Origin of the sequence: Paenibacillus sp. OT2-17, assembly GCF_009827695.1 — a bacterium.
GTDB classification, from domain to species: domain Bacteria; phylum Bacillota; class Bacilli; order Paenibacillales; family Paenibacillaceae; genus Paenibacillus; species Paenibacillus polymyxa_B.
The window spans coordinates 44204-58752 of record NZ_WUDQ01000004.1; the positions used below are offsets into that span (position 1 = coordinate 44204).

Sequence of the window (14549 nt, forward strand, 5' to 3'; positions counted from 1 at the left end):
TAAACCGTATTTTACTTCCACGTTATTTCAATTCCGGGGTTACCAGTACCGTTAATAGCTTGCAATGCTGCAATTCCGGCAATTGTGCACCTTCCGTATCGGACGAAACCAATGTTTCTCCCTTGGAACGCTCATCCAGCGAAACCAACTCGTAATGGGCCGATTCACTGTATGTGATATGTGCAGTCGCATTTTTCTCTAAATAAGGATTAAATACACGGACGATATAACCATCACTATGCTCTGCTTTCTTGAATGCACTCAAGATTACATTGGAATCCTTGCTAAAAGATAACAGGCTATAGTTTTGCTCAAATATTCTTTCTTCGTCTCGGAAGGCAAAAATTAAACGGCCGTTCAGAAAATCAGACAGCTGGTAGCTGGACAATGGTGTTAAATATTCCTTGGCCGCTTGAGCAATGCCCGCCTCATCAAACCCGGACTCGTGGACATGTAGAGCAAACGTAAATGAAAGCTCACCGAGCAGCTGTGCATCTGGCGTTTCTACGATCTTTTCTCCTGAGGCACGACCCGGGCGGTATAGCAGATTCTCCTTGCCCATATAACCAAAAGTGCGGAATAACGTCAGCGCTATTGTATCATGTTCATGTCCAATGATTTCATATTCCCTTACTCCTTCAGTCATCACGGCTACTCCATGGGAACCATTGTTTAATGCAACATAGCTTTGCATAGCTTCAATGGTGATCGGCTTTTCCGTCCACTGCTCCCGTTCCCATACCTTTACTTCCTCCAGCGTAGTTGGACGGGCAATGACTCCGAACGGCTGATCTGCAATAGATAGCTTAGAGGCAATCCCGGTATCAAATAGCACCCGCAGACGGTGACTCAGCACTCGGTTGTCCACATCCACCGAGAAACGTATCAGGCGTTCACCTTTCCGCAAGGAGACCGATGCCTGCAGTGGCAACTCAGCTGAAGTCCCAGCAGCGGAACGCTCATTTAAATCATACGGAACCTTCAGTTTCATCCGAAGGGACAATTCTTCGGATACCGTACTTTTGGATGTTATCGTCTCCACATCAGTACCAAGCGAAGAAACTGTAAGATCACGTTCCGGTGGAGAATAGTTGTAGGAATCTCCATCATCTCCGTTTTCCTCGAACACCATCTGATCTGAGTACACACGTCCCGAAATTTTATCCGTGATGCTTAATGCCCCGTTCTCCTGTACGGCTATGCTATAAAATTCATTTTCAATATGTTTTCCGTTGCTACGTTCTGCTGTTGCATCCCCTGTTGCACTAAAATCAAATATAATTTGTGTGTACCCCATAGCAGGTACTTCCTGAAGCTCCACCAACAGCTTGGCACGGAATACACGCTCAGGCAGGTACACCTTTTTGCTCGGATTCAGATCAATATGCTGACCGAGCACGTAGTCTGTTTGTTCCACTTTCTCGGTAATCGTATACAAAAGCTGCTGACCGTTCGTATCCCGAATGACAAAGCTTCCTTCCGGCAAGTAAGCATCAATTTCTGTCACTCCCTTGCGCGGGTAAGGCAACGTATTAAAGACGGTGAAGGCAAAAGTCTCCTCCTGCTTAATCTTCGACGCGATCAGTCGCTTGTGCAGCTCCAATACATTCTCCGCGATATCTCGCGCCTGTTTATAACGAAAAGCCACATCCCGATTCGTCGTATCACTATTGCATCCACCAATGCTGTCGTGGGCTGCATTTTCAAACAACAGCTTCCATATATCCTTCACGATATAATGTGGATATTCATGCCCAAGTGCATGGCTGATCGACAGTACAGGTTCCAGCGTGTTCACGATTAAATGTTCAATCTCGTTATTTTGCTGCTTAAGGTCAGCTCGTGTGGAAAAAATCGACTTATGAATACGCATATGCTTGGCTTCCATAAGCTCTCCTTCCAGTACAGGAAGGTCGTTGCTGTCCTTTTCAATCTCTTCAAGGAAACGTTCCGGCTCATTCATCACATATTCCCGTTCCGGGTCCAGCTCGTTGAATGTGCGAATCAATTCTGGCAAGTTCAGGCGGATAGGTGCTTGGTCGAAACCGTTGGGAAAATAAACATGGCGGGTAGACGCTTTTTCTTCCAGCGCACCGATCTGGCTGTCGAGATACGCCTCAAGTTCTCCCGCTTCCTCTGGAATATTCCCACCATAGTAGTAGCCAAACGGCATCTGTACCGCAAACACCTGACTGCCATCCGACCCCTTCCACAAAAACTCGGTTTTAGGATTCGTATTATCGGCTACCCCGCGCCAGAATAGAAAATGCCGAATACCGAACTCCTGATAAATCTGCGGCATCTGCGCCGACTGGCCGAAGGCATCCGGCACATAACCGACCTTCATGGCATGACCATATTTCTGCGCCGTTTCCATACCGTAATACAGATTACGGACCATCGATTCACCGGAAATCACCAATTGATCCGTCTGCGTATACCACGGCCCGGTCATCAGGCGTTTATCGCTTACCAGACGGCGAATGCGCTCTTCATCCTCCGGGCACCAGCGGGTATAATCGTCAAGCAAGGACCCTTGGGCATCCAAAAGATAGTATTTAAAACCGTCCCCATTCTCCAACGCATCCAATACTTCTTTCACATGCTTCACCAAGTAGACTTTGGATCTGGAAGTGGTAAAATACCATTCTCGATCCCAGTGAGTATGTGGTATGACATGCACTTTCGTACGGCTCATATCTCGTTCTCCCTCCATGCTGTCTATTCTTTATCTAGTGATATTTAGTCAAATACAAGCTCAATGTCTTCTCCATTTTTCTTAACAGAGGCCTCTTTCGTTTCAGCCTGCTGCTGTTCTTCCTCACGGAAATTGACGAGCAAGGTTCCTGCCACAATGATTAATGCGCCTGTAACCCCTCCAGCCAGATATGCAAACGGAGTACCTACGGAGATGGCGCCATACAAACCGCCAATTGGAGGCATGATGACATGTGCGCCCAGCAAAGCCGTCAATGCTGCACCTGCTGCGCAGGCAATCATATTCAATGGAATCAGCTTGGCAGGGTTACGCAGTGTAAACGGGATAGCCCCTTCCGTAATTCCGATAATGCCCATGATCACGGAGCCTTTTCCAGCTTCCCGATATGTTTTGGAAAAGCGATGTTTCAGAATTAGGGTTGCAATTCCATAGCCTAGCGGTGGAATACAGATGGCAATGTTTACGAAAATATTGGGTAAATACACACCCGACAGGAATAACGCATTTCCCGCCATCCAGGCAGCTTTATTGACGGGACCCCCAAGATCGAACCCAATCATGGCTCCCAAAATTAAGGCTAGCGCCAAGGTGCTGGTTCCGCTCTCACTCATATGCTTAATCCAGTTGACCAGTCCTTCATTAGTCGCGCTCAACGGCCCACCTAGGATGACGGACATGAGAATCCCGGTTAAGCCTACCGTAATGAGCGGCAAAATAATTAGCGGAACAGAACCTGCGGCCGGACCTGTGATTTTCACTTTGTTTTTCACCCAGAGGGTGACATACCCCGCGAAAAAACCTGCAACAAGAGCGCCCAAGAATCCCGCATTCGTCTCCTGTGCCAGCACGCCGCCAATCAGCCCTGCAGCAAGTGCAGGCTTGTCGGCAATTGAATAGGCGATATACCCAGCCAGAACCATGTTTAGCAGTCCAATTCCGCGCCAGCCTACATTTTCCACTAAGTATAAAATATGAAGAAAGCCACTTTTGTCAGCATATGGACCAAAGTCAGTGACACCCATTGTCAGACCGATAATTTTACACACGGCAACAATCAAGGAGCCTGCAATAATAACCGGAAGCAGGTAAGAAATGCCTGTCATCAGATGCTTTTTAGCTTCACTCAGCCATTTTTTCATCATGTTCTCCCCCATCATGAATACTACTGTTATTCAAAGGCTCATCGGATATCATTCAGATTATCTACGCCGCTGATTCTCCGTGTTGCCTCCCTAATCTTATTTTTGAGCAGAGATGGCCTCCACCGCTTTGGTAAGAACCGCTTCCGCATTGTTGACCGCATGACCGATTTTAACGCGAACGATTCTTTTATCTTCAAAACGCTCTGCATCCTTCACTGTCTGATCCGAGGCAATCAGTACAAAATCCGCCGCTGCAATGTCTTCCTCCGTAAGTTTGTTCACTTGGCCTAGTGCGCCTTGCTGCTCCACTTTAATATGGTGACCGAGCTGTGCCGCCGCTTTTTCCAGTGCTTTTGCCGCCATTGGAGTATGAGCCAACCCTGCGATACAGGATGTAACGCTTACAATTTTCATTATGACACCAACCCTTCTGTATACTGTTCCAGCAAATGATACACATCGCTGCTGCTATTGGCACCCGCTACCGCCTCTTTAAAGGAATCCTCTAAGAGCAGGGTTGCGAGCGAGGAAATAATTTGTAAATGGGATACATCCACGGACCCTTTAGGCACCAAAATACTAAAAATATACTGGACAGGCTTGCCATCATGAGAGGCCCAGTCAATGCTATGTTCCAATCGGATCACGAGGACTGCTGGTCTGGTGACCACTTCGCTCTGCGTATGAGGTATGGCAAACTGATCCTGAAGCCCTGTCGAATATACCTTTTCCCTCTCCCACAAATCCTGCACCAGTTGCTCCCTATGGACGGTGACACCCAGCTTTTCAGCCTCTTGGGCAATAAACTCAAACACAGCCGATTTGGTCTCCAGCTTCTCATCCAAATAAATCTGTTCTCTAGTAATCATGGTGGATGTCTCTCCTCCCTTCTATCTATAGGTGAAACGCTTACAAGTTTATTTTAGCCGACTCTTCCTCCATGTTTTATCTATAAAATTTCCCTATCCAAGCGGAAATGGACTAGACATTGTTCATAAATGTTTTGTGATAGGCATTCCGGTATTGGGAAGGAGTCATATGGGCTCTCTTTTTGAACAAACGCATAAAATACTTCTCATCGGTATATCCTGCCTCTTCGGCAACCTCCTTAATGCTCATATCTGTACGGGAAATCAACTCTTTGGCTTTGTTGATACGAATACTGTGAATGAACTCCAGGGGACGCATGCCTGTATTTTGCTTGAATAAACGAGATATATAATCCTTGTTGTAATTGAATTTTCGAGCTAAATCCGTCACGGTCAATGGTTCCTCGGCATGAATACGGGTCCACTCAATAATTTTGTTAAAACTCACATTCCCCTGTGAACTGGCAGGATTGGAAAGCAAGCGGCTGAGCGCCAGTTCAGATATCTCGATCAGCAGCGAGGTGAACAAATAATTTGCACTGTGATACGTAAGGTAATGTGAGTTGGCTACATGCAAAATCTGATTGACGATAATATGAATCCGATCTCCGTTGTCTGCCTGTACACATTGCGGTAAATAGATATCACGCATCACACCGTGACGCTGCAAAAGCCCATCCATAGCACTTGTTTCCTGCTTCATTTCTTCATTAGATAATACATTCGGGGTCGTGGGAACATCGAAATGAAACCAATAAAATTTCACGCCTGGCAACGATTCCCGGTATCCTTTATGCGTACGACCGGGGTACAGCAATAGAATATCTCCCTCGCCTACTTCAAAATCTTCCCGTTCCTCCCGTATATATACCGTCTCTTGGACACCTAGGATCAGCTCAAAATTCTCAATGGAACGACTCATATGCTTCCAAGGTACCTCGTTAACAAACTCGCCTGCCGAGATCAGTTGAATCGGAGCATCTACATTTACTTTTAGATAGGTCATGTTATCGCCTCTTTAGGTTCATGTTCGGATTTGTCCACCCATTGTATGGTTAAGCTACTGACATACCGCGATTGCAATGCTAATGTAGTGGAGAAATATACACTTTCATCTTAGCTAAGGAGCGATGATTTTGAAAGCTAAAGCTTTTGACTTGCATAAAGTAAGAATTGATTCCGGCCCACTTTTACATGCGATGGAACTGAATACGGCCTACCTGCTGAGTTTGGAACCCGACCGTTTACTATCACGCTTTCGTGAATATGCGGGACTGGAGCCCAAAGCGGCTCACTATGAAGGCTGGGAAGCGCGTGGCATCAGCGGACATACACTCGGTCACTACCTGTCCGGCTGTGCACTGATGTTTGCCTCCACAGGCGACGAAAGACTGTTGGAACGTGTGAACTATGTGGTCGACGAACTGGAAATATGCCAAAACAGTCATGGAAACGGATACATTTCCGGCATTCCACGTGGGAAAGAGATTTTTGAGGAAGTAAACGCCGGAGATATCCGCTCCCAGGGCTTTGATCTAAACGGCGGGTGGGTGCCGCTATATACCATGCACAAGCTTTTTGCGGGCTTGCGTGATGCACATCTGCTGGCGCATCATCCCAAGGCCCTGTCTATAGAAATCAAACTCGGCAACTGGCTGGAGGATGTACTTCAAGGGCTGGACGATGATCAGGTGCAGCAGGTGCTGCATTGCGAGTTTGGCGGTATGAACGAGGTGCTGACCGATCTGGCGGAGCATTCAGGAGAGGAACGCTTTTTAAGCCTTGCGGAACGCTTTTATCACGGAGAGGTGCTCAATGATCTCGCAGATAGCCAAGATACGCTGGCAGGGCGACATGCCAATACGCAAATTCCCAAAATCATTGGCGCTGCACGGCAATTTGAAATGACGGGAAAACCGCAATATGCGGACCTGTCTCGCTTTTTCTGGGATCGGGTTGTTCACAAGCATTCCTACGTGATCGGCGGCAATAGCTATAATGAACATTTTGGTGAACCCGGGAAGCTGAATGACCGCTTGGGCGAAGGTACCTGTGAAACTTGTAACACCTACAATATGCTGAAATTAACAAGACATATGTTCGAGTGGGACGCCTATGCAGCCTATGCCGACTACTATGAACGAGCGATGTTCAATCATATTCTGGCTTCACAGCAGCCTGTAGATGGACGTGTGTGCTATTTTGTATCGCTGGAAATGGGAGGACACAAGTCCTTTAATTCTCAATATGAGGATTTCACATGCTGTGTCGGTTCCGGTATGGAAAGCCACTCCATGTACGGCACTGCGATTTATTTTCACACGCCAGAAACGATCTATGTCAATCAATATGTCCCTTCTACCGTGACATGGAACGAGATGGGCGTACAGCTCAAACAAGATACTCTCTTTCCGCAAAATGGACGGGGAACGCTACGCGTCATCAGCAAGGAGCCCAAATCCTTCGCGATCAAGCTAAGATGCCCGCATTGGGCAGAGCAAGGGATGATGATTAAAATCAACGGGGAAGAGTACGTCACAGAGGCTTGTCCTACCAGCTACGTTGTAATTGAACGGGAATGGAACAATGGGGATACGATCGAGTATGACATTCCTATGACCGTGAGAGTCGAGGAAATGCCGGATAATCCACGCCGAATTGCTTTTATGTATGGGCCGCTAGTGCTGGCTGGGGACCTTGGTCCTGTTGAGCAGGAATCCAACGAAGAACGTCTGCTTGCGTCTGTTCTGATCGGAGCGACCGACTCATTGACAACGAAGCTGATTGCTGACGGGAACGAGCCTAATACATTCCATACGACCAACTTAGGCTATATCGGAGACTTGAAGCTTCGTCCGTTTTATCAAATGTATGATCGTTCATATACCGTCTATTGGGATCTCTTTTCCCAGGAGGAATGGGCAGCAACAGAGGCAGAATATCGTACCGCGTTAGCGTATCAGCTAGAGCTGGAACGACTTACAGTGGACGTTGTGCAGCCTGCCGAAATGCAGCCTGAACGGGATCATGCCTTTACTGGAGAGCATGTAGGTTTGGGGTCCATCTACAACCGCAAATATCGCGACACCTGGCCTGGGGGCTGGTTCTCTTTTGTCATGAAGGTGCTTTCGGATGAGCCTGTCCAATTGGCGGTCACTTATTTGAAGGACTTGAGCTGTCCTCATGGTGACTTTGACATCACTGCGGATGGTCAGATTTTAGGGGAAGGCAAGCTGGAGTCTGAGGAAATGAATAAATTCGAAACGTTCGCCTATGAGCTTCCTCTATCTGTGACGAACCACAAGAAGGAAGTGACGATTCAATTCAAAGCCCACCCACAAGGTAAAGTGGCGAAAGTTGCCGGATTACGAGTGATTAGACATTCTATTGTATGATCAAATTATCTATATAAATCTACTATTCCGCCTACTCCGTTTTGATGTTCATTTTTTAAAGGAAGCTTATAAAACAACAAGCAGACGCTTCTATAAGCTGTCTGCTTGTTCTGCTTACTGCCTTATAACTTCGATTCATCGTTATTGCTCCATGTTCACTTCACAGCATGTTCATTTCACGGAAGCTGTCTCTAATCTTGCGTAGCTCTTGCTGTGCCCTGCTGTATCGGGAAGCGTAGGTCCAGGCAAGCACCTGATGGTAATGTGAAGGCGTTTCAATCGTAGTCACGTTATACATGATCGGAGTCCCGTCTACTTCTCCTTTTAGGGTAAACTCAATGGCAGGGTATCCATTTACCTCGATGTCGGAAGGGTTCCCCAATTCAGGGTCCGTAATTCCTGACACCAAATGATCCTCAATGATCCCTTTATATTCTTGAAGAGTCATACTGCTGTCAAAATCGCTTTTCGGTTCAGATAATACAATCAAATATCTTTCGGTCAATTCATTTTTAATGGAAATATCCGCTTCCTCATTAATCATATTATCTCGTGACCAATTCCACGGAGCCGTAACCGCAAACTGGCTATCCTTACTGGTAAATACCTCAGGCTTCACGATTTGAGTAATGAGCGTAGAAATTAAAAATACAGCAAAGACAATCGAAATGATCGTCATCAGGATGATTACCCCGGACAAAATTCCGGTTTTTTTTCTGCTCACTGTCCCCAAATCCCGTACCTTAACCACATATGTATTCGCAGCCATATCTCCAATCCGTTGTTTCCGAGGTGTCACCAGCACACATATACCAGCGGGCAGCCCGAAGAAAAGCAGCGGATTCGTATCCACCAAATGTATAAGGGTACGGATCAAGGATTTAACCATGCCCGGCGGTTTCCCTTCTCCATTTACGACCTGAATGCGAAGTACAAACTTGCCCAGCGTATAGCCTGTAAGTCCTTCCAGTAACAGATAATAGCAGAAGGAGCCCATCAGGAAGAGCATCACTACCAGGCCCATATTTGGGGTTCCTACTTCAGATACTTTTTTCGCTGTAAAATAAACCAGCCCTCCATACCCGAAGACGATAAGAATGAAGTCAATCATCCAGGCCGCCCATCTTCTGAAGAAGATAGAGGCTCCGTATGTTTCTGATAATACTGCCATCTTATCCGGTTCTCGTCGATGGTAGTTGCCATTCGTCGCATATGGCCCCGGAGCTACTGTAGATGGATTATTCGTTACATCTTGTTCTTCCAAATGATACACCCCTGATGTCAATTTAATCCCAGTTAAGTATAACATCCTTTTTCATCCAGCGGAGCAAGCCTGACAGTGCACTGGAGTAAACCGAATCCCGCCGATAAACAAACCACACCTCTAATTTGCGATATTTTTCAGGTAAACGATGAGAAGCAATACTTCCCGCCTCCTCTGCCTTTGCAATCGACGATTGTGGCAACATGGACACCCCTAGACCAGAGGCTACACCACCCAAAATGACTTCCAACGTTCCGAACTCCATAACCTGATATGCATCCACACCCGCTTCGCTCAGAAAGCTTTCCGCTCTTGTACGATGCGTGCAGCCTACGTCGAAAAACAGCATAGGCTTGGCAAGCAACTCACCCATGTCCTTTTTCCCTGGTTCCGAGATGAGCACCAATTCCTCTTCAAAAGCTGCAACATACTCTATATGCGGATCATCGACGGGGCCATAGACGAACGCTCCATCTAATTCGTAATTCAATACCTTTTGTACGAGATCATGGGTGCTGCCTGTCATAAGCGATAGATGGACATCAGGATATTGAGCGTGATACTCCGTCAATAAAGAAGTCAGATGCGTAACCGCCGCCGTCTCAATCGATCCCAGTCGCGAAGGTCCCGCAGGATGGTCTGAATATTGAGTGGACTTTACAGCCTCGTCCAGCAAGGTCAGTATGGTATCCGCATATTCCAGCAGATTCTCTCCTGCTGGCGTTAGCGCCATTCCCCGGTTAGATCGGCGAAATAGCGGTACGTTCAATTGTGCCTCAAGCTGCTGAATCCGCGAGGTCACATTGGACTGTACATAGTTCAAGGCTTGCGCAGCCTTCGTGATACTGCCCTCGCGAGCGACGGCCCGAAAAATTTTCAAATCACTGCTTTCCATGTATACGTCACCTGCTTGGTATGATCATTTGTGATACTCACGTTCGATTTTGTCCATTTTACCGGATGCTTGCCGCTCTGTACAATTCAATATACATGCAATTGCATCTAAATTCGCACCACGGGAGGTTTTAAAATGAAAGCCGTGATACATGCCAGCAAAAATGGCCCTGAGGGTCTGATGTATACAGACGTTACGGACAGACAGCCAGGGCACGATGAGGTGAGAGTAAAACTCAAAGCCGCAGGCTTGAACCATCGGGACCTATTCCTCATGGCAGATCGAGCTGCCAACGATGCTCCACTCATTCTCGGATCGGATGGAGCAGGTGTGATTGAGGCTGTGGGTGCTAGTGTCCCAACCTCGCTGGTAGGCACCGATGTAATTATCAATCCCTGTATCGGATGGGAGAATACGCATCATGTTCCCTTGGTTCCAGCCATTCTGGGCGGACCTTCGGACGGGACATTCGCTGAATCGGTTATCATCCCCGTCCAAAATGCCGTCAGCAAGCCAGCATACCTTTCATGGGAAGAAGCAGGGGTACTGCCTTTGTCTGCTTTGACCGCTTATCGCGCGCTCTTCACAAGAGGCCAGTTACAGCAGGGTGAGCACGTCCTCATTCCCGGTATTGGCGGTGGTGTAGCCACGTATGCCATGCTTATGGCTTTAGCGGCAGGTGCACGGGTCACCGTCACATCACGCAGCGAAGCAAAGAGTCAGGCTGCCCTCGCCCATGGCGCTAATCATGCATTCGACAGCCATAGTGAATGGAAAGAAAGTATGAACGGAGACACTGTGGATCTGGTTCTTGACAGTATCGGTCCTGCTACATTCGATAAATATTTTGATATCCTCAAGCCGAACGGTCGGATCGTTACATTTGGCGCAAGCTCAGGAGATCGAGTAGAGATTCCGCTGCGGTCTATATTTTTCCCTCAAATCAGCATCATCGGCACCTCTATGGGCAGTGGCGAGGAATTCGCAGCTATGCTTCAGTTTATGGAGCGCCATGCACTCCATCCGATTATAGATAGCGTATTTCCTCTACAAGACACAACGCAGGCCCTCCACCGTATGCAGCAGGGGGCGCAGTTAGGCAATATAGGGATCAGGATGGAGTAAGCGGGCTGAACGAAGTATAGGAATAGAAAAAAAATCCACTGCCATAAAATCCCTTCATCCAGAAGTCAATTTTATGGTAGTGGACCTATTCAGTCGATCAAACGATGCTGGACCCATTTGTTGCCGCGGAAGCGCCAAAGGAAGACGATTCCCCGCACGCCCCATTCAATATCCATAGCCAACCAGACACCAACAATCCCCAGATTGAACACTATGCCCAAAATATATCCAAGCACCACCCGACATAACCACATGGACAGCATCGAGGTGAGGGACGTAAATTTTGAATCACCTGCTGCCCTTAGTGCAGAGGGTGTAATAAAGGCAATGGACCAGAGCGGAATCTGGGCCAACGTATTAATCAGAATGACAACAAAAATGTCATCTACGATTTCGGCAGGCGGATGAAATAGCCCCACCATCGGCTCAAACAAAGGCATCAGGATTAATCCCATTACAATAAATGAACAAGACGACAGCCAAATAAACGATTTGGTAAACTTCCGGGCATCCGCGACATTTCGACGCCCCATGCATTGACCGACCACAGTTACAATCGTAAGAGCCAAAGCATTTGCAGGGATTTGGAACACATTAGCTAGGGATGAGCAAATGGCATTCGTCGCCAACGCATTTGTCCCCAGGCTCACAATGAAAATTTGGGTTAAAATTTTGCCCCCATTAAAAAACATCTGTTCCGCTGCAAAGGGAAGCCCGATAAACAGAATCTTTTTAAGCATAGCCAGATTAAAATAAAGCATATCTCTAAGCTGAACACGCAAGTCATCATCTACCCTGACCAAATAGATCAGCGCGCATACTGCTCCTGCATATCTGGACACATTGACGGCAATCGTCATGCCCAGCACACCCATATCCAATACATTAATGAATACCACATTAAGAAGCACATACGAGAGGTTCATGATGAGCGAAAGAGCCAACGATGCCCTCGTCTTCCCAATGCCCCTCAGCGCCCCACACACTGCCTCAACGATTGCAATCCCCACAAAAGACATACAGCTTCCCAGCAGATAAACCTTACCGTTAGCTAATACATCAGGTGAGGCCGAACCAAACAGAACACTTAAAATCGGATTGTACAAAACCATCATAAACAAACTGATACATAAGGCCAGCAAGGAAACGGAGGAAATGGTGCCGGAAGCAGCTTTAGAGACCATGAGGTCGTTACCGCTCCCCTTATACTGTGCCACGACAACCGTTCCCCCGGTAGACACTGCAACAAACACATTAATCAGAAAAATATTCAAAGAATCGATCATATTTACAGCACTGACTGCCGCCATCCCCGACGAGCTAATCATTGCCGTGTTTACCAAATTAAGACCCACAATAAAAGCCTGATCAATCAGAAGCGGGATAAACAGCGCAATAATCTGTCGATAATCGATAGACTCTCCTGAAAAATGCTTATTCAGAAAGCCATGTGTTCTCATCCTTACACTCAGTTGACTCATATCATCACATTCTTTTTCTCAAATTGAAAAAAACCCTTCAACAGAAGAGCCTTCATGGCGAAAAAATGTATAAAGTTGCAAGGCTAGATGTGTCTAGTTCTTGATTCTGTACACTTTTCTCTACATAGAAGTATTACTCCAAAAGAAAATCCTGTCAATGGCTTTACTCACATTTGAATAGAAAAAAACAAAAAAACCTGCTCAGCTCAGCGAACAGGTTTTGGAGCAGCATTATAATGTTTTAATATATCATTAAACCCTTGTTAAAAGAATGTCTATGATCTTCTCGCAATTAAATCTTGTTGAATAGAAGCTTCATTCTTTTCGAATTTTTTATAAAAAAACATAGGAATGATTCCGATCAAGAAGACGATAAATGGCAGCCAGATAAAGCTAAACTGAATGCCGGACAACGCCGTAGGGGTTTGAACTTTCCCAGCGATGTAACCAGTGCTGCCCATGATCCATGCTGGCAATAATCCGCCGATTCCGCTACCTGCTTTAATACAGAATGCGCTTCCAATGGAGGTCAGGAAACCACTTGCCCGAATACCATTTTTCCATTCCCCATAATCGACTGTATCTGACAACATCGCAAACGGCATAGAACATGCAAAGCCTGATCCTAACGCACCAATAATCCAGCCGATAATAATGAGGGTTAAGTCTGTACTGCCCATTAAAATCACGACTTGACCCAGCGCAGCTAATATCAATCCGATAATCATAATCGCATTTTTACTTAATTTTCTGGCGAAAAACGGAATCAGAACCATCGAGATCAACTGCAAGGAGGTCAGTCCATTGATTAAAGGCACTAAGTCCTTACTGTCCAGATTGTATTGCAGATAAAAGATTAGCGTTGCTGAACGAATATTCAAACCAATCCAGTAGCACAAGTTGGCAGCTACAACGAGCATCCATGGCCAGTTTCGTTTGATGGCTGTAAAGCTTTTAGCAATGGGAACGGATTTCGTTTTCACTGCTGCATTTTCTCGCAAATCGGCAAACGCTATGAAAAACATAATAATCGCCATGATTCCAAATAAAACGAGCGTTAAGGAAAATCCTTTTTGATCATTTCCCTGTCCAAAGAAAGCGACCAAAGGTAACGTAAACGTCGTGGCGATGAAGAAACCCACATTCCCCCCGACCATGCGGAAGGAGTTCAAGACTACGCGTTCATTAGAATTGGTGCTCAGATTAGGCAGAATAGACGTAATCGGCGTACTGATTCCGGTATAAAGGATACCTGCTATGATATACGTAATGGCGGCATATGCAATTTTGCCCGACTCACTCCAATTGGGTGTCGTAAACGTAAGGACCATGAACACAGCGAACGGAATAGCTAACCATAGAAAATAGGGTCTGCTCTGGCCGTATTTCGACTTGGTTCGGTCAATCAGGATGCCCCAAATCGGGGCATCAATGGCATCGATAAAACGGGTGATAAATAGTAATGTCCCGGCAATCCCGATAGAAAGACCGAATACATCTGTATAAAAATATAATAGATAACTGGAAATAACACAGTATAGTAGATTGCCTGCTGTATCCGTTAATGAATAGCTGATTTTACGATGAAAAGGAACGGTACTTGCTGCCTTTTCCGGTGATTCCGTACTCACAATTCTCGTACTCATGATCTTTCCTCTC

11 protein-coding genes are annotated in these 14549 nt (G+C 46.4%); 2 read left to right on the forward strand and 9 right to left on the reverse strand.

Going from position 1 to position 14549, the window contains the following annotated elements; all coding sequences use genetic code 11:
• Positions 1-22 precede the first annotated feature (22 nt).
• From mngB to GRP75_RS02540, 5 genes are all read right to left on the reverse strand, one after another.
• Positions 23-2698: a mannosylglycerate hydrolase gene (gene mngB / locus GRP75_RS02520; protein ID WP_237448900.1), complete on the reverse strand. Its 2676-nt coding sequence runs from the start codon at positions 2696-2698 to the stop codon at positions 23-25.
• A 44-nt stretch (positions 2699-2742) separates the two neighbouring features.
• Positions 2743-3858 carry a PTS fructose transporter subunit IIC gene (locus tag GRP75_RS02525; protein WP_160788564.1) on the reverse strand — a complete coding sequence of 372 codons (1116 nt, stop codon included), beginning with the start codon at positions 3856-3858 and terminating at the stop codon, positions 2743-2745.
• 99 nt (positions 3859-3957) lie between these two features.
• Positions 3958-4275, reverse strand: a complete 318-nt coding sequence (locus tag GRP75_RS02530; protein WP_023986530.1) for a PTS fructose transporter subunit IIB — start codon at positions 4273-4275, stop codon at positions 3958-3960.
• Positions 4275-4730 carry a PTS sugar transporter subunit IIA gene (locus GRP75_RS02535; protein ID WP_023986529.1) on the reverse strand — a complete coding sequence of 152 codons (456 nt, stop codon included), beginning with the start codon at positions 4728-4730 and terminating at the stop codon, positions 4275-4277. The genes GRP75_RS02530 and GRP75_RS02535 overlap by 1 nt, the downstream gene beginning before the upstream one ends.
• A gap of 112 nt (positions 4731-4842) precedes the next feature.
• Positions 4843-5736 carry an AraC family transcriptional regulator gene (locus tag GRP75_RS02540; RefSeq protein WP_160788534.1) on the reverse strand — a complete coding sequence of 298 codons (894 nt, stop codon included), beginning with the start codon at positions 5734-5736 and terminating at the stop codon, positions 4843-4845.
• Positions 5737-5866: 130 nt separating this feature from the next.
• Here GRP75_RS02540 and GRP75_RS02545 point away from each other — a divergent pair, with 130 nt between their 5' ends.
• Positions 5867-8125, forward strand: a complete 2259-nt coding sequence (locus GRP75_RS02545) for a glycoside hydrolase family 127 protein (protein WP_160788535.1) — start codon at positions 5867-5869, stop codon at positions 8123-8125.
• Positions 8126-8285: 160 nt separating this feature from the next.
• On the opposite strand, the gene GRP75_RS02550 is transcribed toward GRP75_RS02545, so the two are convergent.
• On the reverse strand, positions 8286-9434 hold the full coding sequence (locus GRP75_RS02550; RefSeq protein ID WP_160788536.1) for an RDD family protein: 1149 nt from the start codon (positions 9432-9434) through the stop codon (positions 8286-8288).
• A complete protein-coding gene (locus GRP75_RS02555; RefSeq protein ID WP_160788537.1) occupies positions 9412-10284 on the reverse strand; it encodes a LysR family transcriptional regulator in 873 nt (290 codons plus the stop codon). Before GRP75_RS02555 ends, GRP75_RS02550 begins: the two co-directional genes overlap by 23 nt.
• 135 nt (positions 10285-10419) lie before the next feature.
• On the opposite strand from GRP75_RS02555, the gene GRP75_RS02560 reads away from it, so the two are divergent.
• Positions 10420-11409, forward strand: coding sequence for a zinc-binding dehydrogenase (locus GRP75_RS02560; RefSeq protein ID WP_160788538.1), 990 nt, complete (start codon positions 10420-10422; stop codon positions 11407-11409).
• An 89-nt stretch (positions 11410-11498) separates the two neighbouring features.
• Here the strand turns inward: GRP75_RS02560 and GRP75_RS02565 are convergent, their stop codons facing one another.
• Entirely contained in the window at positions 11499-12890 is a 1392-nt protein-coding gene (locus tag GRP75_RS02565) for an MATE family efflux transporter (protein ID WP_053324395.1), read from the reverse strand.
• Between the two features lie 275 nt (positions 12891-13165).
• On the reverse strand, positions 13166-14536 hold the full coding sequence (locus tag GRP75_RS02570; RefSeq protein ID WP_023986522.1) for a glycoside-pentoside-hexuronide (GPH):cation symporter: 1371 nt from the start codon (positions 14534-14536) through the stop codon (positions 13166-13168).
• Positions 14537-14549: the final 13 nt, after the last annotated feature.